The organism is Allomuricauda sp. ANG21 (assembly GCF_040705235.1).
Taxonomy (GTDB): Bacteria; Bacteroidota; Bacteroidia; order Flavobacteriales; family Flavobacteriaceae; genus Flagellimonas; species Flagellimonas marina.
Genome location: NZ_JBFCVT010000001.1, coordinates 105,185 through 124,478 on the forward strand (window position 1 = coordinate 105,185; position 19,294 = coordinate 124,478).

A 19,294-nucleotide genomic window follows, 5' to 3' on the forward strand; every position below is an offset into this window, starting at 1 on the left:
AATTAAGCTGTTTCCGTTTTTAATGCATCAACTTCTTCATCCGAAGCTTTGGGATAAATAGTTGCTGTCTTCAATCGTTTCAATCTCTTTTTAACGTTGCCCCGTACCACGTAATGATCAATAGTCGGTGCAAATACATTCATCAACAAAATGGCCAAGAACACCCCTTCTGGATACCCTGGGTTGAACACGCGAATCATAACGGACATGAATCCTATCAAAAATCCGTAGATCCATTTTCCCTTATTGGTCTGGGACCCTGTTACGGGATCAGTAGCCATGAACACAATACCAAAGATAAGCCCACCTACCAACAGATGCTGCCAGTATGGGAAGCTCATTAGAGCATAGAATTTGCTGTACTCTGGCAACCAACCTGCATCTACAATACCGTTGAAAATCAAGCCCATGGCCAAGGAACCCAATACGGCACTCAACATGATACGCCATGAGGCTATTTTGGAGAAAATCAAGAATAGACCTCCCAAAACAATTAGTAAGGTTGATGTCTCTCCAACAGAGCCCGGAATAAATCCGAAAAACATTTCTGCCAAGTCGTATTTTTGATACAATTCTGTTGTATTGCCCTGAGCCAAATACCCCAAAACGGTTTCCCCAGAAATGGCATCAGCGGTACCAGCCCTCTCAACGCCCTCATGTACCCAAACCTTATCCCCACTCATCCAAGTAGGATAGGCAAAGAACAAAAAGGCACGGATGGTAAGGGCGGGATTTAAAATGTTCATTCCTGTTCCCCCAAAAACTTCTTTACCAATGACAACGCCAAAGACAACGGCCACGGCTAACATCCAAAGCGGTGTGTCTACAGGAACAATCAATGGCACCAACATTCCAGTTACCAAGTAGCCTTCCTCAACTTCGTGACCTTTAATCACCGCGAACAAGAATTCTATGGCCAAACCTACTCCGTAGGAAACAATGACCAATGGCAACACGGTAGTGATTCCCACCAAAAAGTTTTCCCAAGTCAAAAAGTGTTCGAACAAGTCAAAATTCGCTGGAAAACCGTTGATGGCAGAGTAATGTTGATACCCAGCATTGAACATTCCAAACAGCAAACAGGGCACCAAGGCCATGATCACAGTGTTCATGGTACGTTTAAGATCGTCCGCTCCACGGATGTGTCCACCGGAATGTGTTGTTTCGTTCGGGGTATATAGAAATGTATGCAGCGCATTGAAGGCCGGAGCCATTTTTTTGCCCTGATACTTTAACTTTAACTGATGTAATTTTTCTTTCATTCCCATATTATCCTAGTTCTTTTTGCAACAAATCCAATCCTTCTCTGATTATCTGTTGGTGCGGTTGTTTTGAGATACATATGAATTCTGTGAGTGAAAAGTCTTCTGGGGCCACTTCATAGAGTCCCAATTGTTCCATTTCATCCAAATCCTTTACCATACAAGCCTTCAACAATTGGAGAGGATAGATGTCCAATGGGAATACTTGTTCATACTGACCGGTGACCACAAAAGCACGGTGCTCGCCATTGGTATTGGTGTCCAAATCATATTTTTTCTTTGGTTGAAGCCAAGAAAAAGTAAGTGCCCTGGTGGTTGAAATTTTATTGAAGATAGGTCTGTTCCACCCAAAAAAGTCATAATCGTCCCCTTCTGGAATGGCGGTAACTGTATTATTATAGTAGCCCAAGTACCCCTCGGTATTGGTTTTTCTACCGGTAAGCACATCACCGTTGATTAATCTATATCTATCCTCATTAACACCACTGGCATATAGGAATGTTGAAATTTCCGCTCCTATTTTAGTAGTGTAGTATTTAGGAGCCTTAATAATAGATCCTGAAAGAGCGACAATACGCTCTGCATTGAATTTACCGGTCAACAGAAGCTCTCCTATAAGCACCATATCTTGGGGAGATATGGTCCAAACCACCTCTCCTTTATTTATGGGGTCAATTTTATTGATTTGCGTTCCCACCAATCCAGCTGGATGAGGACCTGAAATTTTATGTAATTCAATACCTGAAACATCCACAAAGGGAGACCTACTGGTTTTTCCAACGGTCACATGGATTTTCCCGGGGGTCAACTTACTCAAGGCCATAACGGCAGCCCCCAACTCCTGTTCTTTACCTTTCAGTACGTAATCCGCATCAGCAGCCAACGGCGCAGTGGTATAGGCCGAAACAAAAATAGCCTTTGGTGTGGCGTCCGGGTTTGCAATTACATCATAAGGACGTTGTTTTATAAACGGCCAACCTCCATTCTGCAAAAGGAAAGTCTTAATGGTGTCTGCATCGGCAGTATCCAAATCAGGAACCTTACTTTGCGTATACTTTTGGGTTTTGTCAGCAAGAATCTTGAGAGTCAAGATTCTTCTACGCGCACCACGAACAATTTCAATCAACTCCCCACTGACCGGAGAGACAAAATGCATTTCTTCGTTGTTCTTGTTATAGAAAAGAGGTTCTCCCGCTTTTACCTCCTCACCCTGCTTGATAAGCATTTTGGGGGTGATTCCATGAAAATCATCTAGGTTTAGGGCATACACGTTACTTAAAACGGCTTTGGAAGTAGTCTGTTCTGCTGCCCCGATGAGGTTGATGTTCAACCCCTTTCTAATCCGGATGTCTTTAGACATATTGTTGTAGACCTTTTGTTATCAAAATCGGTGGCAAATTTACTACTAAAAGGGATGTTTTCATAATTATTAACCATAAAATTGGGATTACATCGACCTAAATTTTCAAGGCACACTTTTTGTTTACCTTTACCCAAAAAATAAGGCCTAAATGCGCTTTTTGATCAAACAAATATTTTTTTTGTGCTGTATAACCAGTGTTTTCGCGCAGGTTCAGCATGAGATAAATCCTCCAGAAAACATAAAGACCATCATTTTTAGAGGACCAACGGAAGATCAGTTTCCCGTTATTCAGTTGGGTGAATCCATGACCCTGGAATTTGATGACCTTACTGCCAATGAACAGGACTATTATTATAAAATAATCCACTGCGATTACGATTGGACCCCATCCCAGCTTCTAAAATCGCAGTATTTGGTGGGGAACGACAACCAGCGCATCATTGACTATGAAAACAGTTACACCACCTTGCAGCCCTATTCCAACTATAGATTGAGCATTCCTAATGAAAATGTTCGACTGAAGGTCAGTGGAAATTATGTGCTGGAAATTTATAATAGCTATGGTGACCTTCAATTTTCAAGAAGGTTTGTGGTATATCAAGATGCTTTGGCCGTAGGCGGAGTAGTGAAGCGCTCTCGGGATTTTAATTTTCTGAATGAAAAGCAGGTAGTGCAGTTTACTATTAATACCGCTGCATTTACCGTAGTAAACCCCAAGAATGAGATAAAGGTCGCCATTTTACAGAATCATTACTGGCCAACGGCCCTGTATAATATTAAGCCCCAATACACCATTGGATCTGAACTGGTCTATAAATACGATCAGGAAACCAGTTTTTATGGGGGCAATGAGTTTCTGAATTTTGATACCAAGGACCTTCGCTCTCCCACATTCGCAATCTCCCGTATTGAATTTGAGGATGTTTACCACCACTACCTGTTCACCAACGAATATAGAAACGATCAGCCTTACACCTATTTCCCCGATATCAACGGAGACTTTGTGGTACGAACCCTGCAAGGCGAAGATGTTTCACGCGAAGCGGAGTACACTAAGGTGCATTTCAGCCTTCCCTATACCAATGAGATTGGGCTGGACAATGTATATGTGGTTGGAAAGTTCAATAATTATGGTCTTTCAGAAGAAAACAAAATGACCTTCAATGAGGAGACTGGAAAATTTGAAGCTACCTTACTGATGAAACAAGGCTTTTATAACTACAAGTATGTTGTTGAACGAGCCGATGGAACTTTGGAACCCAACTTCGTGAGCGGTGATTTCCACTTTACCGAAAACAATTATCTCATTCTGGTCTACTATAGAAATTTTGGTGAGCTATATGACAGTATAATAGGTATAGGTTCCGTGAATTCCAGAACTATCAGCAATTAATTATCTTAGCTTCAAATCCTTTTTGGGGCATGGAAAAAAAAGACAGCTTGGTCAGTAAAGGCCGTTACGAACTTAGGTATAGGGGCGATCAGTGTTTAAACTGCGGACATCCTTTGGACATAAGTGACAAATATTGCCCAAGTTGCTCACAGGCCAACAGTACCAAAAAACTGTCCTTGAAAGATTTTGTGGATGAGTTTTTTTCAGGTTTAATCAATTATGACTCCAAGCTTTTAAAAACCTTGTCCGTTTTATTGGCCAGGCCAGGGACTATTACCAAGGATTATATTAATGGCAAACGGGTTACATACACCAATCCATTTCGGTTTTTATTGAGTTTGGCGTTCCTTTATTTCCTTATGGTAACCTTCAACAACCGCTTTACCGGATTAGATCGGGCCGCCTCCAGATTTGACAGAAATATTTCCATGGGATCACCGATAATGTATGATGCCAATTCAGGTTCGTTTTCGTCGGACAGTACTGAATTTAAAAAACGTACTTCGGAAGTCTTGGCGCACTTGGACCCGGCAGATGCCAATACCCCAGAAGTCAAGAAAGGTGTGAGCATTCTGGATTCCCTTATAGTGGCCACAAACTTAAAAAAAGTGAACAGGGATTCACTCATGGCCACTGACCCCTCGGGATACTTTAAAAGTTTGGAGGAGGAAAATTCCGGTATAAACAGATTTTCGTCGAAAATGGAATTTTTTGGCCGGATGATCCAAGTGGATACCCTATATAGTTTTCAACATGCACAGGAGAAATATAACATTCCTAGCAGCCTTTCCAATAAAATGGCATTTCAGGTTTCCAATAGCTTTTTACGGATAATGGATCATCCCAGCGATTTCATAAACTCAACCATATCAAAGCTGCCTTTTGTCATCTTCCTGTTTTTACCTGTGTTCGCCATCTTCATTTGGTTGGTCTACATCAGAAAAAAATATACCTACACCGATCATCTTATTTTTAGCTTTCACAACCAATCGTTATTATTTATCTTGCTCATCCTTAGCTTGGTAATAGATGCGATTTTTAAGGTGTCAAGTGCAGCTATATTTATCACTATATTTAGTGTATACCTGTTTTTGGCCATGAAGAAGTTTTACGGGCAGGGAACGTTCAAAACCATTGTTAAATATCTCTTTCTGAACACTATATTTACCTTTTTGGCGGTATTTACGGTAATCATGTTGTTTACAGGAAGTGTTTTTACCTATTAGCCTATGTTCACTCAAGTTACAAAAGGAATTAAAGTATCGGTGGAGACCACCTTTGAAGGCACATTTTTTAAGAATTACAAAATGCACTACGCCTTTGGATATACCATCACCATTGAAAACTTGAGCAAGGATGTTGTTCAGCTTACCGCTCGGCATTGGGACATCTTTGATGCCCTCAAAGACATTGAAACCATTGATGGTGAAGGCGTAATCGGTAGAAAACCGGTCATTAAGCCAGGCAAATCACATACCTATAGCTCTGGGTGTTTACTCGCTTCCCCCATTGGTGCCATGCACGGGTATTACCATATGGTGAACTTGGCCACTACAGAAGAATTTGAAGTGGAGATTCCCGCCTTCAAATTTGCCGCCCCTTTCGCCATAAACTAAATCCATATCATTTTCTATTCGGCCTTTGTTTCCTTACCTTTGATGGAATTTTTAACATCAAAAAAAGCGCATCTATATGGGAAAAGGTTTTTTTCAAGTTCCAACTGCATATAACGAACCCGTAAAAAGTTATGCCCCCGGCACTCCAGAACGTGAAGAAGTACTGAATCAGTACAACGCCTATTACAACGGACAGGTAGAAGTTCCACTTTACATCGGTTCCAAAGAAATCAAAACAGGAAACACCAAACCTATGTCTCCTCCGCACGAACACAAACATGTGGTAGGACAGTATCAATTAGCTGAAAAGAAACATGTTGAAGAAGCCATTTCCAGTTGTTTGGAAGCTAGGAAAGCTTGGGTCAATTTAACTTGGGAACAACGGGCTGCTGTTTTTATGAAAGCCGCGGAACTTATTGCAGGTCCATACAGAGCAAAAATAAATGCCGCCACCATGATGGCGCAGTCCAAGACCATCCATCAGGCGGAAATTGATGCAGCCTGTGAACTTATCGATTTTTTGAGGTTTAATGTGGAGTACATGTCACAAATCTATGCGGAGCAACCCGAATCTTCAGAAGGCATCTGGAATCGCGTGGAATACAGGCCGCTGGAAGGTTTTACCTATGCAATTACACCATTCAACTTTACCGCCATAGCGGGTAACTTGCCATCTTGTATGGCCATGATGGGTAATGTAGTGATTTGGAAACCCAGCGATAGTCAGGTCTACTCCGCCAAGGTAATCATGGATGTCTTCAAAGAAGCCGGATTGCCCGATGGTGTAATCAACATGATCACGGGTGACCCTGCAATGATTTCTGATGTGATTCTTGCCAGCCCAGATTTTGCAGGATTGCATTTTACAGGTTCTACTTTTGTATTCAAGGAACTTTGGAAACAAATCGGAAACAATATCCACAACTATAAAACTTATCCAAGAATTGTTGGGGAAACCGGTGGTAAGGATTTTATTATCGCCCATCCTACCGCTAAACCCAAACAAGTATCCACCGCCATCGTTAGGGGGGCATTTGAGCTGCAAGGACAAAAGTGTAGTGCCGCTTCGCGGGTATACCTGCCAAAGTCCACGGCCCATGAAATTTTGGATTTTGTGAAAGCTGATTTGGCATCCTTCAACAAGCCTGGTTCTCCTGCGGATATGAGCAACTTTATTACCGCGGTGATTCATGAAGGCTCTTTTGATAAATTGGCCAAATACATTGACCAAGCCAAAAAAGATGATAATGCGGAAATTATTGCTGGTGGCAATTATGACAAATCCGTAGGCTATTTTGTGGAACCCACGGTTATTTTAACCACCGACCCAAAATACACTACAATGTGTACCGAACTTTTCGGTCCCGTGGTTACCATATATATTTATGACGATAAGGATTGGGCCGACACCTTAAAATTGGTGGATGGCACTTCCGAATATGGATTGACCGGCGCTGTGCTTTCCGCAGACCGTTATGCCATTGACGAAGCCACCAAAGCATTGCAAAACTGTGCCGGTAACTTCTATATCAATGACAAGCCTACTGGAGCCGTTGTAGGCCAACAGCCTTTTGGTGGTGCAAGAGCATCAGGAACAAATGACAAGGCCGGTTCCGCACAAAACTTGTTGCGATGGGTTTCTCCAAGATTGATAAAGGAAACCTTTGTAACCCCTGAAGATTATAGATATCCATTCCTGGGATAATTATAAAAATTGACTTAAATAGATAGCCGTTATGTCCAAAATTGAGGAGATAACGGCTATTTTTATGTCCGACTAATATCTATTTCAAATGCCTAGACCTTACGTATTGGCTGAAACCAACTGGAAACACCTGAAAGATGAGTCCATTGAATTGGCCATATTGCCTTGGGCCGCCACCGAAGCTCACAATTATCACCTACCCTATTCCACCGACACCATAGAAGGAACGGCCATTGCCGAAGAGTCAGCCAAAATAGCTTGGGAACAAGGTGCAAAAGTTATGGTTCTGCCAACAATTCCATTTGGGGTGAACACAGGTCAGTCTGACATTTATCTGGATATGAACCTAAATCCCAGCACACAACTGGCCATTTTAAAAGACCTAATAACAGTTTTGGATAGGCAGGGCATTCATAAGCTTATGATTTTGAATAGTCATGGCGGAAACAATTTTAAATCGATTATCCGCGAATTGAGCCTTCTTTTTCCCAACATGTTCATTTGCTTCACTTTCTGGCCGGCTATGTTAGATCGGAAACACTATTTTAATATACCCGGAGACCATGCCGATGAAATGGAAACCAGTCTCATTCTTCATCTTACCCCAGAATTGGTATTGCCCAAAAAAGATTGGGGCAGTGGGGCCGAAAAAAAGAATAAAATCAAGGCATTTAGAGAAGGTTGGGCATGGACAGAGCGCCCATGGTCAAAAATTAGTGAAGATACCGGGGTTGGAGACCCAAGTATGGCCTCCAAAGAAAAAGGTGAACGGTTCTTTAAAGCCATTTCTGAGAAAATGGGACAACTGTTTATTGATATTGCCCAAGCGGACACCAATGACCTTTACGAATAAGAATAGAAATGTCTCAGCATCGCGTTTTTTTCATGGTTCCTCCCAAGGTTCAATTACTGGACATGACCGGTCCTGCGCATATTTTCTATGAAGCCAATGATTATGGAGTGCATATCCCCGCCCATTATCTTAGCTTGGGGACATCAATCGAGGAAATTTCTGGTGCCGGAGTGCTACTGGGGAATTTAGAACCCTTCCACACCTATGAGCTGGGGCCTAATGACTTTCTTTTTATTCCCGGTTTAGAGTCAGATTTGATTAAAAAAAATGATTTCATTCAATCTATAGAGCCTTTTTTTGAATGGCTTCGAAAACAACATGCCAATGGTGCCAAAATTTGCTCCGTGTGCACAGGCGCCTATCTTGTGGCATTTGCCAACCTTTTTAATGAACGGGAATGTACCACCCATTGGAGGTACTTGGAAGATTTTCAAACCAAATTTCCCAAAACCAAAGTGCTCTCTGACAGGTTGATTGTTAAGGATGGTAATCTTTATTCCAGCGCGGGGGTTTCCTCGGGAATTGATTTGGCCATGTTCGTACTTGAAGAGCTATTTGGACCCGTAGTGGTCACCAAAATTGCCAAAGAAGTGGTGATTTATTTGCGTCGTACCGAAAGTGACCCCCAACTCAGTGTTTTTCTACAATACAGAAACCATATCGACACCCGAATCCATCAGGTTCAGGATATGTTGGCCCAAAACCTTAGTACCAAATCTACCATAGAAGAAGTAGCTGAAAGCGTATTTATGAGTTCCCGAAATCTCACACGGTTGTTCAAGAAAACTACTGGCATAACCATTGGTGAGTACGTGGAGAAGCTTCGAGTAGAAAGGGCCATACAAATGCTAACCTCTGGTTTAAAAGTAAGTGCCGTAGCTTCGGCCTGTGGATTGCAAAGCCCAAATCAACTGCGGTCACTTCTTAAAAAGCACACTACTTCTCTCCCTTCGGATTGGCACGAATAATTGTCCCAATACTGCGGATGATTGTCCTTTGGGCACTTTTCTTTAAGGTGTACTTTTGACAAAATCATCAAAAAATGAACAAGTCAATTTTTCTTTTAGCCACCTGCCTGGTCACTTTGTGTTCCTTGGCCCAAAACAGCATCCCAATGGAATCCACGTACATTTGCCCACCCTGTGGGGCCTCTTGTGATGAAACCGAGCACGATTCACCGGGCGTTTGCTCACATTGTAATATGGTGCTCATCAAAAAAAGTGATTTAAAAACCATCGCCTTTTATCTACAGGACGGGGTTGAGGTGTTGGACTTTGCAGGGCCTATGGAGGTTTTTGCCTATGCTGGATACAAAGTTTTTACGGTCTCAGCTACCCAGCAACCCATAAAATCGCAAGGAATTCTAACCGTTACCCCAGATTACAGTGTGGATAATGCCCCTAACGCTGATATATTGGCTTTCTTTGGAGGCAATTCGGGTGCGGCCTCCCAGAACCCAAAGGTGATAGATTGGGTACAGCGGCAAAAGAACATACAATATCACTTTTCGGTCTGCACCGGAGCCTTTGTTTTGGCCGAAGCTGGAATTTTGAACGGACAGACAGCAACTACCTTTCACAATGCACTGGATGATTTAGAGAAGAACTATCCAAAAATCAATGTGCGCAAAAATGTCCGTTTTGTGGACAATGGAAAGGTCATCACCACGGCGGGGATATCAGCCGGAATAGATGGTGCTCTTCACTTAGTGGCCAAACTTCAAGGGTTGAATGCCGCCAAACGGACTGCCTACTACATGGAATATGACAATTGGAATTTGGGCAATGGATTAATTCTCTCTGATGACAACCCCTATACCAAAAGGAAAACCGACGCTTTCTTCAAAAATTTCGAGGGCAGCTATAAATACAAGAACAACACGGAATTCAATCTAACCTTTAATAAGCGGGAGGGCAACCTAGAGGCAAAAATTAATGGTGTTTCCTACCCAGTTTATCACGAAAAAGATGATATTTTCTCCGATGTAAGAAACGAACCTGTATTTTTTCAAAGAAATGAAGCTGATGTTATTATTGGATACAAGCTCAGCCAAGAAGGAGAGCTGTTTCAAAAATTATGATGTTGAGAAAACCAATTCTCTTAACTTCTAATTTATTTTGCTTCTACACTACATCCATGGTCAAAGTAGCACCTATCAATGTCCACCATGCGCCCGGATTGCCATAATAAAGTATATGTTGAACTGGGAATATGTCTTGTTTGCAATATGAAGCCCATACCTGACGAACACATTAAATATGATGGCTATACCAAAGAAGATGTCCAATTTTCAGATGGCGACCTTACCCCATGGTGACCATAATTTCCTAAATACAGCCACTGACAACCGCTACGACCTGCTTTCCTACATCAAACCATGATTGATATAAATTGGAATTTACCAGTAAGACTATTTTACCTCATATTACTCTGATTAACAATACATTACCATATATTCTAAAGTTTCCAGACCATTATTTTTGCCACAAATGACTTAAAACACATATTATTAATGTAAATTTAACGTTAATTAATTGTAAACTGAACGTAATCTGATTACTTTTATACATTAAAACCCATTTAAGATGAAAGAGCGAGTAAATGTTTGGGGGAAATTGGCCAAATGGTTCAACAGTAAATGGCAGTATGCCAAAACGTATTCCAGAAAGTGCAGAGGGGTTTACTACCGGGTATTGAACACCTAAACGTAAATCAACCCCGAAACTTCTGGGGCAGGTAGACCACCTTTTTGGTCTCAAAGAAATCCTCCTGAAAATAGTCTTTTAAATCGAAGATTTGAACGGTTTTATACTCTTTCAACTCTTCCGAAAGGTCGCCGCCCTTAAGGTAAAAAATGCCATTTTTACGTTCATGGGCGGGGTCTTTTTTTATTTTTCCCCTTGTCCAGTGAACAAATGTGGGCATAGCGGCCACGGCGCGACTAACAATAAAATCAAACTGCCCGTCTATATCTTCTACCCTCGAATGGATGGCCGTAACATTTTTCAATTGAAGTCCATCAATAACTTCCTGGACCACTTTTATTTTCTTCCCAATGGCATCTACAAGAGTAAATTTTACCTCAGGAAAGATAATGGCCAACGGAATTCCAGGAAAACCTCCACCGGTACCTACATCAAGAATTTCGGCCCCTTCATTGAATGCCTGAATCTTGGCAATCCCCAACGAATGTAGCACATGACGCAGGTAAAGTTCATCAATATCCTTTCGGGAAACCACATTTATCTTTTGATTCCAATCCTTGTATAGTGACTCTAAATCCCTGAAATGCTGTTTTTGCACATCATTGAGCGTCGTAAAATAATTGAAGACCAAATCCGCATTCATCCTAAGGCTGTTAATTTTAGCAAAATTAATACTTTTGAACAGGTTAACACCGTTCTAACAATACGATGACATTCTAAAAGGTGGTTTTTGGCTACCTTTGTAAAAATTTTTTTTATGGATAAGAGTACCATCCGGTTTTCAAGAAAGGATTCTGCACAATTTTTCAGAACCTTGAACAAAAGAGTAAACGAATACTTCAACGAAAATGAAATAAAGAAAACTGGGAACTGGAAACTTCACTTGAAAACCATAGTGATGTTCGCCATCTTTTTGACCCCCTACTTTTTGATTTTAACCCTTCACCTACCCTTTTGGGCCTACCTATTGCTCTCCATTACCATGGGCGTGGGCATGGCCGGAGTGGGCATGAATGTCATGCATGATGGCAATCACGGTTCCTATTCCAATAAAAAATGGGTGAACAAAATCATGGGTAGCAGTATTTATATTTTGGCAGGAAATGTATATAACTGGCAGGTTCAACACAATGTATTGCACCATACTTACACCAATATCCACGAACATGACGAGGATATGGAAGCCGGTAGGATTTTGCGTTTCTCAAAACATGCCGAATGGCGCAAACATCATAAATTTCAACATTTTTATTCCATTTTCCTATATGGATTGCTCACCTTCAATTGGGCTATCACCACGGATTTCCAACAAATGTACCGCTACATGAAGCGTAAGTTGAGCTATGGAAAACTACCCAATCCCGTTATTAACTGGAGTACTTTGGTAATTACTAAAATCATCTATTTGACCATTTGGATCGTACTCCCCATGATTTTTGGAGGCGTAGCATGGTGGCAGGTACTACTTGGCTTTTTTATTATGCACTATGTGGCGGGGGTAATTTTGAGCGTAGTATTCCAATTGGCACATATTGTTGATGATGCCGAACAACCTTTGCCTGATGATGCAGGCAACATGAAGAATACTTGGGCCATCCACCAATTGTTCACCACCGTAAATTTTGGCACAAAAAACAAGATTGTAAACTGGTTTACGGGCGGGCTAAACCATCAGGTAGAGCACCATATTTTCCCAAATATCAGCCACATACACTACACAAAAATTTCCAAAATTGTGAAACAGACGGCACGGGAATTTAATTTACCCTACAACGAGTATAAAACTACCAGAAAAGCTATAATTTCGCACTTCAAACATTTGAAGGAATTGGGAAAAAACCCGGCACTTCAGTACCAGTAAAATAGCAAAATCGATGAGCAACCATTTATCTGACAGGATTCAGAACATGTCCACGTCAGCAACTTTGGCCATGGCGGCCAAAGCCAGGGAATTACGAAATGAAGGAAAGGATATCATTGGCTTGAGTTTGGGTGAGCCCGACTTTAATATTCCTGATTTTATCAAGGATGCAGCAAAGCAAGCCATTGATGATAATTATAGCAGCTACACCCCAGTTGATGGCTACGCCGAGTTGAAAAAGGCCATCACCCTTAAATTTAAACGAGACAATAACTTGGATTATGGTCCAAGCCAAATTGTAGTGTCCTCAGGAGCAAAACAATCCTTGTTCAATGTGGCCATGGTAGTATTGAATCCCGGTGATGAAGTAATTCTTCCCGCCCCATATTGGGTAAGTTATAGCGATATTGTAAAGTTGGCGGAAGGTGTTCCCGTTGAAGTTCCAACAGGCATTGATACCGATTTTAAAATGACACCAGAACAATTGGAAGCGGCCATTACCCCAAAAACACGTATGCTCTGGTTCAGTTCACCATGTAACCCCAGTGGCTCTGTGTACAGCAAAGCTGAATTGGAAGGTTTGGCAGAGGTATTGAAAAAACATCCAGACATTTATGTAGTTTCTGACGAAATCTATGAGCACATCAACTTCACCAAAGGTGGACATACCAGTATTGCAGGGATTGATGGGATGTACGACAGAACGGTTACCGTAAACGGCGTATCAAAAGCATTTGCCATGACCGGATGGCGAATTGGGTATATTGGAGCTCCTGAATGGATTGCCAAGGGTTGTACCAAATTACAAGGTCAGGTGACCAGTGGGGCCAATGCCATTGCACAACGCTCAGTGATCACTGCCTTGGAAGCGCCCGTGAGCAAGATTCAGTATATGATAGACAAGTTCCATGAAAGAAGGGATTTGGTATTACAATTGTTGGGCGAAATTGAAGGGTTTAACCTTAACGTTCCCGAAGGTGCTTTTTATGTATTCCCGGACATCTCGGCTTTCTTTGGAAAGACCTTGAACGGAACAACGATCAATAATGCATCGGATTTTGCCCTATACCTGTTGGAACATGCCAATGTGGCTACCGTAACCGGTGAAGCATTTGGAAATCCCAATTGCATCCGTATCTCATACGCAGCATCAGAAAAAGAGCTTAAAGAAGCCATTGCCAGAATCAAGGCGGTGGTTTAAGAGTGCGTCATACTGAACTCGATTCAGCGTGACGATTCAGAATAGTAAATAATGAAAAACCTCCTGAATACAATTTTTGGAGGTTTTTATGTCTTTTTCCAGAAATAGGGCGTTAGGATAATCAGAACGGTAAACAGTTCCAATCGCCCTAATAACATCAAGAATCCGCACCACCATTTTCCAGCGTCGGGAAGACTGTCATAATTGCTCACGGGATTTAAGCTACCAAAAGCCGGTCCAACATTTCCCAAAGAAGAGGCCGCGCCGCCAACCGCTGAGATAAAATCAAGTCCCAAGAAGCCCAGCACCAAAGACCCTATGATAAAAAGTAGCATGTACAGCACAAAAAATGCGATCACGTTGTACACGATATGCTCTGAAACCGTCTTTTGATTATACCTAACAGGAATAATTGCGTTGGGATGCAAGGTTCGTTTAAACTCTAAAATGCCATTTTTGATGATAATCAAATGGCGCATCACCTTAATTCCACCTGCGGTAGAACCAGCAGAACCGCCCAAAAACATCAATCCAAAGAAAAAGACGGTCAAAAAAGGCGTCCAAGAAGTAAAATCCGAAGTCACAAAACCTGTAGTGGTGACCACTGCTATGACTTGAAAAAGAGAGTGCCTAAATGCACTTTCTACTCTTCCCCAGACCATTGGGTGAAATTCTGAAGCAACTACATCCGCTTTGTAGTAGATACCCAAAGCCACTAAAATGGAAAAAATGGCTATAAAGCCAAAATAGTACTTGAACTCTTCGTCTTTTAAGATGCGCTGCACCCTTCTGGTGAAGGCAAAATAGCTGAGTACAAAATTGCTGCCCGCCAAAAACATAAAAACAATAATGATGTATTGTATCAAGGGTTCGTTGTTCCAAAAGGCCAAACTGGCATTCTTGGTGGAAAAACCCCCAGTAGACATGGTAGCCAACGAATGGTTGATGGCATCGAAAAACGTCATACCGGCCAATCTCAGCAATAGGGTCTCCAAGACGGTGTATCCAAAATAAATCAACCACAGTCGTTTTGCCGTGTCCGTAATCCTGGGATGTAATTTATCACCTCCTGGACCGGGTGCTTCAGCCGCAAACAACTGCATTCCCCCAATGCCCAGCAATGGAAGAATGGCAATGGCCAAAACAATAATACCCATCCCCCCAATCCAATGGGTAAGGCTCCTCCAAAGGAGAATACCTTCAGGAAGGGATTCAATATCGTTTAAAATGGAAGCCCCAGTAGTGGTATATCCAGAAATTGTTTCAAAAAAAGCATCGGTAATGGAAGGAATTGAACCTGAAAAAAGATAAGGCAACATCCCGGAAATGGACATCACAATCCATCCAAACGTCACTACGATATAACCCTCTTTACGCTTTACTTCCTTTTTATGGCCTCGGGTGTAGAACATGGCCATCATACCAAAAAGCATGGTCACAATCGCTGCCAGGGCTATGTCTAAAGTAGCACCATCCTTAAAGATACCACTGGCAAAAGCTGCCAAAAGCATAAAAGAGCCATTGCACAGGAGCAAAAGACCCATAATATGGATGATAATACGCGTGTTGAGTCTCATTACAGGAACAACTTTTCAATCCTTGGGATGGCCTTGGGCAAACAACATACAACTACTTTGTCTCCTTCTTTAATTCTAAAGTCACCCAGTGCGATGATGCCTTCACCATTTCGGATGACCCCACCAATGCTTGCCTCCCGTGGAAAGTTTAATTCCTTGATAATCTCACCATTCACAAGTGAAGAAGCTTTTACCTCAAACTCCAAAATCTCAGCATTGAGGTTGTTCAATCGGGTCAAGGCCAACACCTCACCTTTTCGGATGTATCGGAAAATACTGTTCGCTGCAAGCAGTTTTTTATTGATGAGCGTATCCACACCAATGGAATGCGACAGCTGAAAATAATCCATGTTCTCCACCAAAGCGATAGTCTTTTTTATTTTTTTGGACTTGGCCACCAAACAGGACATGATATTGGTCTCTGAATTTCCGGTAACGGCAATAAATGCATCCATGGATTCCAAGCTTTCCTCCTCCAAAAGTTCCACATTTCGTCCATCCCCATTAATGACAAGGGCATGGGGCAGTTCATCCGCAATATCAAAAGCTTTTTCCTTGTTCTTCTCGATGAGTTTTACATTGAAACGCTTGTTGCACAGGTCACGAGCCGTTTTAAAACCTACCTTACTACCACCGAGCACCATGACATTCTTAATTTCCTGCTTCTGCATTCCAGTAAGTTTGTACAATTCTTCCACACCCTTATCCGAGGTAATAAAGTATACCTGGTCGCCTTCTTTAAAGACAGTGTCCCCACGAGGAATCAAGGTGTATTGTGTCCCCATTCGTTGCAAGGCAATGGGCATAAAATGTAATTCTGGAAAAATACGGGCGGCCTCTTTAACCATTTTACCCACGAAGGGTGCAGTCCTTGGGAGGATAACTCCGAACATGGTCAATAAACCACCTTCAAACTCATAGGTGTCGTTAAAAGCTGACTGGTTGAGCATTAACTGGATTTCCATCGCGGCCAGGCGTTCTGGTGAAATGAGTTCATCGATACCCAAATCTTGAAACCGCAAAGATTCGCGGTTGTCCATGAATTCCGTGTTTGAAATTCGGGCAATGGTACGCTTACAGCCCAACTGCTTTGCCAAAAAACAAAGGGTGATGTTGGTAGTTTCCGATGCGGTTACGCCAATAACCAGTTCTGAGGAATCAACTTGGGCATCCCGCAGCACTTGTATAGACGTGGCATCACCACGGAGCACTCGAATATCCAAATGGGTATCTGCATAGGCCAAACTCTCTTTGTCCGTATCAATCAATGTAATATCCTGTGCTTCATACGACAAAAGTTTTGCCAAATGAAACCCTACCTCACCTGCTCCTGCAATTATGATTTTCATCGATTAAAATAAGATGTGTTCTTGAATACGTTCAATCTGTGTGCTACAAATGATAAAAGAATAGTGGTCGGGACCTAAACAACATATTTTTAACAACATACGGAAGGATGTCCCATTGCTGGGCAAAATTACACAAATATTTTTGTCCACCTCCCATATTGCTAAATTGTATATTTGCCAACAAATTCTTTAGATGTCAAAAAAAGTTACGCCTTACAAGGAGTCACAGCTTGGAAAAAAGGAACAAGTACGCCAAATGTTCGACACCATTTCCAAAAATTATGATGGTCTCAACCGCGTCATTTCCTTTGGAATAGACCTAAAGTGGCGTAAGCGAATGGTGAAACTGCTCAAGGCAAAAGCTCCCCAAACCGTATTGGACATAGCCACGGGAACAGGGGATTTGGCCATTGCCATGACCCAGACCGGGGCTGAAAAAATCATTGGTCTGGATATTTCCCCCGGCATGTTGGAAGTTGGCAAGGAAAAAATAGTGGACAAAAACCTGCAGGATACCATAGAAATGGTGGTGGGCGACAGTGAGGATCTACCTTTTGAAGACAACTCTTTTGATGCGGTTACGGTTGCCTTCGGCGTGCGAAACTTTGAGAATCTGGAAAAGGGACTGGCTGAAATCTACCGTGTATTGAAACCAACAGGCACCTTTATGGTTTTGGAAACTTCCGTGCCCACAAAAACCCCTTTTAAACAAGGATATAGTTTTTATTGTAACCATATTCTTCCCACCATTGGTAAAATCTTTTCAAAAGACCGTTCGGCCTACGCATATTTGAGTGAATCTGCATCTGTTTTTCCACATGGTGAAGCCTTCAACAATATTTTGGCCAAAATTGGGTTTATAGGAATAGAGAACAAACCCCAGACATTTGGAGTTGCCTCCATTTATGTCGCCACAAAATAGATTAATGAAAAACGTCTTTCTTCTGTTCAGCTTGCTGTTGGCATGCACAACTTCCTTGGCACAGTTCACCGATGATCATATCCTTAATCTTCAGACCGAGGATAAGAAGTTCTTGAATTGGGGATATTATTTGGGTTTCAATCAATATGATTTTCAATTTGAATACAAGAATGATATTGGTCGTGATATTTTGGTCGATAAAAGCCTTGGATTCAATGTAGGCTTGATTGGAGAAATGCGTATCAATGACTATTTGGACACCCGTTTTGAGCCAGGCTTGTTGTACACCGCCAGAACTTTGGGCTTTCCCGGGTTTACCAGTCAAGCTGATGCATTGCGAGAAGTGCGGTCCACTTATATTCGTTTTCCATTGTTGCTGAAGGTCAGTGCCAAGCGTTTTGGCAACTGGAAGCCCTTTATTGAAGGTGGCGTTTACACTTCATTGAATTTAGGGAGTAAAGAAGATAGCTTAGACGATAACAGCAGTGGTGAATTTCGGATGAAAAAGAATGTCTACGGGTACGAACTGGGTTTTGGTATCGATTTTTACACCGAATACTTCAAGTTCACACCCTCCATTCGCGGTGTTTTTGCCCTTTCTGATGAGTTGGTTCCTGATGAAGACCCCAACAGTCCCTGGACCGGAAACATCAATGCCATGCGCACCAGAGGGATTTTTATCAATTTTACATTTGAGTAGCGTTGGATAATTGGATAGCGAAATTCAAAAAATCCTATCGTCCAAAAATCGAAAAATCCAGAGGTTTACCGTCTTATTTCATTCAGAAGAATAGCCGTTGCCGTGGCCACATTGAGGCTTTCCGCAGTGGGTTCACCAAATTGGGGAATTGCAATACGCTCGTTGATATATTCGGCAACCGCGGGTGATATACCATTGGCTTCATTACCCATCACCAAAATACCACCAGTTGTAAGTTCTTTTCCGTACACAGATACCCCGTCCATAAAAGCCCCAAAAACCGGTAGCTTTGAATTTTTCAGATACGCTTCAAGTTTTAGGTAGGCAATATTTACACGAGCAATGGAGCCCATTGTGGCTTGCAGCACTTTTGGATTGTAACAATCGACCGTATCATCAGAACACACCAAATTTTTTATGCCAAACCAATCGCACAACCGTATGATTGTTCCCAGGTTTCCGGGATCTCGAACCGCATCCAGCGCCAAAATCCAATCAGAATCATCTATTTTTTTGGTTTCGGGCATGTAAAAAACGCCCAGCAAGCCGTTGGGATTTGTTAAACTGCTCATTTGTTTCATGGCAGCCTTGGAAACAATCTCCGCCGTTTCAAAATCCGTTGGGTTTTGCGAATCATCAATAAATAATGCATGGGCTTTCAGGCCCCATTTCAACAACTCATCTACGGTCTTTTGGCCTTCCACCACAAACAGTCCATGTTGACTTCGGTACTTTTTTTGCTTTAAGCTTACAACTAGTTTAATTTGGTTTTTCGTAACCATCTAAA

At 42.0% G+C, this 19,294-nt stretch carries 17 protein-coding genes; 11 read left to right on the forward strand and 6 right to left on the reverse strand.

Going from position 1 to position 19,294, the window contains the following annotated elements:
- Positions 1–2: 2 nt before the first annotated feature.
- Together AB1A65_RS00580 and AB1A65_RS00585 are read right to left on the reverse strand one after the other, a co-directional pair.
- Positions 3–1,268 carry an NADH:ubiquinone reductase (Na(+)-transporting) subunit B gene (locus AB1A65_RS00580; protein WP_366584564.1) on the reverse strand — a complete coding sequence of 422 codons (1,266 nt, stop codon included), beginning with the start codon at positions 1,266–1,268 and terminating at the stop codon, positions 3–5.
- Between the two features lies 1 nt (position 1,269).
- The gene (locus AB1A65_RS00585; RefSeq protein ID WP_366584566.1) at positions 1,270–2,622 is read right to left on the reverse strand and encodes a Na(+)-translocating NADH-quinone reductase subunit A; all 1,353 of its coding nucleotides are present in this window, start codon (positions 2,620–2,622) and stop codon (positions 1,270–1,272) included.
- A gap of 160 nt (positions 2,623–2,782) precedes the next feature.
- Here AB1A65_RS00585 and AB1A65_RS00590 point away from each other — a divergent pair, with 160 nt between their 5' ends.
- The 7 genes from AB1A65_RS00590 (at position 2,783) to AB1A65_RS00620 (ending at position 10,272) form a co-directional block, all read left to right on the forward strand.
- Positions 2,783–4,018 carry a type IX secretion system plug protein domain-containing protein gene (locus tag AB1A65_RS00590; protein ID WP_366584568.1) on the forward strand — a complete coding sequence of 412 codons (1,236 nt, stop codon included), beginning with the start codon at positions 2,783–2,785 and terminating at the stop codon, positions 4,016–4,018.
- Positions 4,019–4,047: 29 nt separating this feature from the next.
- Entirely contained in the window at positions 4,048–5,244 is a 1,197-nt protein-coding gene (locus AB1A65_RS00595; RefSeq protein WP_366584570.1) for a DUF3667 domain-containing protein, read from the forward strand.
- 3 nt (positions 5,245–5,247) lie between these two features.
- Complete coding sequence (gene apaG, locus AB1A65_RS00600) at positions 5,248–5,634, forward strand: Co2+/Mg2+ efflux protein ApaG (RefSeq protein WP_366584572.1); 387 nt, start codon at positions 5,248–5,250, stop codon at positions 5,632–5,634.
- Between the two features lie 76 nt (positions 5,635–5,710).
- Complete coding sequence (pruA, locus tag AB1A65_RS00605; protein ID WP_366584573.1) at positions 5,711–7,339, forward strand: L-glutamate gamma-semialdehyde dehydrogenase; 1,629 nt, start codon at positions 5,711–5,713, stop codon at positions 7,337–7,339.
- 88 nt (positions 7,340–7,427) lie between these two features.
- Complete coding sequence (locus AB1A65_RS00610) at positions 7,428–8,192, forward strand: creatininase family protein (protein ID WP_366584575.1); 765 nt, start codon at positions 7,428–7,430, stop codon at positions 8,190–8,192.
- Positions 8,193–8,200: 8 nt separating this feature from the next.
- Positions 8,201–9,160 (forward strand): helix-turn-helix domain-containing protein, encoded by a 960-nt coding sequence (locus AB1A65_RS00615; RefSeq protein WP_366584577.1) that lies wholly within the window; start codon positions 8,201–8,203, stop codon positions 9,158–9,160.
- A gap of 74 nt (positions 9,161–9,234) precedes the next feature.
- The gene (locus tag AB1A65_RS00620; protein ID WP_366584579.1) at positions 9,235–10,272 is read left to right on the forward strand and encodes a DJ-1/PfpI family protein; all 1,038 of its coding nucleotides are present in this window, start codon (positions 9,235–9,237) and stop codon (positions 10,270–10,272) included.
- A gap of 632 nt (positions 10,273–10,904) precedes the next feature.
- Here AB1A65_RS00620 and rsmG read toward each other — a convergent pair.
- Positions 10,905–11,540: a 16S rRNA (guanine(527)-N(7))-methyltransferase RsmG gene (gene rsmG / locus AB1A65_RS00625; RefSeq protein ID WP_366584581.1), complete on the reverse strand. Its 636-nt coding sequence runs from the start codon at positions 11,538–11,540 to the stop codon at positions 10,905–10,907.
- 114 nt (positions 11,541–11,654) lie between these two features.
- Here rsmG and AB1A65_RS00630 point away from each other — a divergent pair, with 114 nt between their 5' ends.
- Entirely contained in the window at positions 11,655–12,758 is a 1,104-nt protein-coding gene (locus tag AB1A65_RS00630) for an acyl-CoA desaturase (RefSeq protein WP_366584583.1), read from the forward strand.
- 13 nt (positions 12,759–12,771) lie between these two features.
- Entirely contained in the window at positions 12,772–13,959 is a 1,188-nt protein-coding gene (locus AB1A65_RS00635) for a pyridoxal phosphate-dependent aminotransferase (protein WP_366584585.1), read from the forward strand.
- Positions 13,960–14,045: 86 nt separating this feature from the next.
- On the opposite strand, the gene AB1A65_RS00640 is transcribed toward AB1A65_RS00635, so the two are convergent.
- Together AB1A65_RS00640 and trkA are read right to left on the reverse strand one after the other, a co-directional pair.
- Positions 14,046–15,536 carry a potassium transporter TrkG gene (locus AB1A65_RS00640; protein WP_366584587.1) on the reverse strand — a complete coding sequence of 497 codons (1,491 nt, stop codon included), beginning with the start codon at positions 15,534–15,536 and terminating at the stop codon, positions 14,046–14,048.
- Positions 15,536–16,885 carry a Trk system potassium transporter TrkA gene (trkA, locus tag AB1A65_RS00645; RefSeq protein ID WP_366584589.1) on the reverse strand — a complete coding sequence of 450 codons (1,350 nt, stop codon included), beginning with the start codon at positions 16,883–16,885 and terminating at the stop codon, positions 15,536–15,538. The genes AB1A65_RS00640 and trkA overlap by 1 nt, the downstream gene beginning before the upstream one ends.
- 193 nt (positions 16,886–17,078) lie before the next feature.
- On the opposite strand from trkA, the gene ubiE reads away from it, so the two are divergent.
- Together ubiE and AB1A65_RS00655 are read left to right on the forward strand one after the other, a co-directional pair.
- Positions 17,079–17,807, forward strand: a complete 729-nt coding sequence (ubiE, locus tag AB1A65_RS00650) for a bifunctional demethylmenaquinone methyltransferase/2-methoxy-6-polyprenyl-1,4-benzoquinol methylase UbiE (protein WP_366584591.1) — start codon at positions 17,079–17,081, stop codon at positions 17,805–17,807.
- Between the two features lie 4 nt (positions 17,808–17,811).
- Positions 17,812–18,507, forward strand: a complete 696-nt coding sequence (locus AB1A65_RS00655; RefSeq protein ID WP_366584593.1) for a porin family protein — start codon at positions 17,812–17,814, stop codon at positions 18,505–18,507.
- 65 nt (positions 18,508–18,572) lie between these two features.
- On the opposite strand, the gene AB1A65_RS00660 is transcribed toward AB1A65_RS00655, so the two are convergent.
- On the reverse strand, positions 18,573–19,289 hold the full coding sequence (locus tag AB1A65_RS00660; protein WP_366584594.1) for an RNA methyltransferase: 717 nt from the start codon (positions 19,287–19,289) through the stop codon (positions 18,573–18,575).
- Positions 19,290–19,294 lie beyond the last annotated feature (5 nt).

Coding starts and splice junctions, on each gene's coding strand:
- AB1A65_RS00580 (WP_366584564.1), bottom strand. CDS start 1,268: ATGGGAATGAAAGAAAAATTACATCAGTTAAAGTTAAAGTATCAGGGC.
- AB1A65_RS00585 (WP_366584566.1), bottom strand. CDS start 2,622: ATGTCTAAAGACATCCGGATTAGAAAGGGGTTGAACATCAACCTCATC.
- AB1A65_RS00595 (WP_366584570.1), top strand. CDS start 4,048: ATGGAAAAAAAAGACAGCTTGGTCAGTAAAGGCCGTTACGAACTTAGG.
- apaG (WP_366584572.1), top strand. CDS start 5,248: ATGTTCACTCAAGTTACAAAAGGAATTAAAGTATCGGTGGAGACCACC.
- pruA (WP_366584573.1), top strand. CDS start 5,711: ATGGGAAAAGGTTTTTTTCAAGTTCCAACTGCATATAACGAACCCGTA.
- AB1A65_RS00610 (WP_366584575.1), top strand. CDS start 7,428: ATGCCTAGACCTTACGTATTGGCTGAAACCAACTGGAAACACCTGAAA.
- AB1A65_RS00615 (WP_366584577.1), top strand. CDS start 8,201: ATGTCTCAGCATCGCGTTTTTTTCATGGTTCCTCCCAAGGTTCAATTA.
- AB1A65_RS00620 (WP_366584579.1), top strand. CDS start 9,235: ATGAACAAGTCAATTTTTCTTTTAGCCACCTGCCTGGTCACTTTGTGT.
- rsmG (WP_366584581.1), bottom strand. CDS start 11,540: ATGAATGCGGATTTGGTCTTCAATTATTTTACGACGCTCAATGATGTG.
- AB1A65_RS00630 (WP_366584583.1), top strand. CDS start 11,655: ATGGATAAGAGTACCATCCGGTTTTCAAGAAAGGATTCTGCACAATTT.
- AB1A65_RS00635 (WP_366584585.1), top strand. CDS start 12,772: ATGAGCAACCATTTATCTGACAGGATTCAGAACATGTCCACGTCAGCA.
- AB1A65_RS00640 (WP_366584587.1), bottom strand. CDS start 15,536: ATGAGACTCAACACGCGTATTATCATCCATATTATGGGTCTTTTGCTC.
- trkA (WP_366584589.1), bottom strand. CDS start 16,885: ATGAAAATCATAATTGCAGGAGCAGGTGAGGTAGGGTTTCATTTGGCA.
- ubiE (WP_366584591.1), top strand. CDS start 17,079: ATGTCAAAAAAAGTTACGCCTTACAAGGAGTCACAGCTTGGAAAAAAG.
- AB1A65_RS00655 (WP_366584593.1), top strand. CDS start 17,812: ATGAAAAACGTCTTTCTTCTGTTCAGCTTGCTGTTGGCATGCACAACT.
- AB1A65_RS00660 (WP_366584594.1), bottom strand. CDS start 19,289: ATGGTTACGAAAAACCAAATTAAACTAGTTGTAAGCTTAAAGCAAAAA.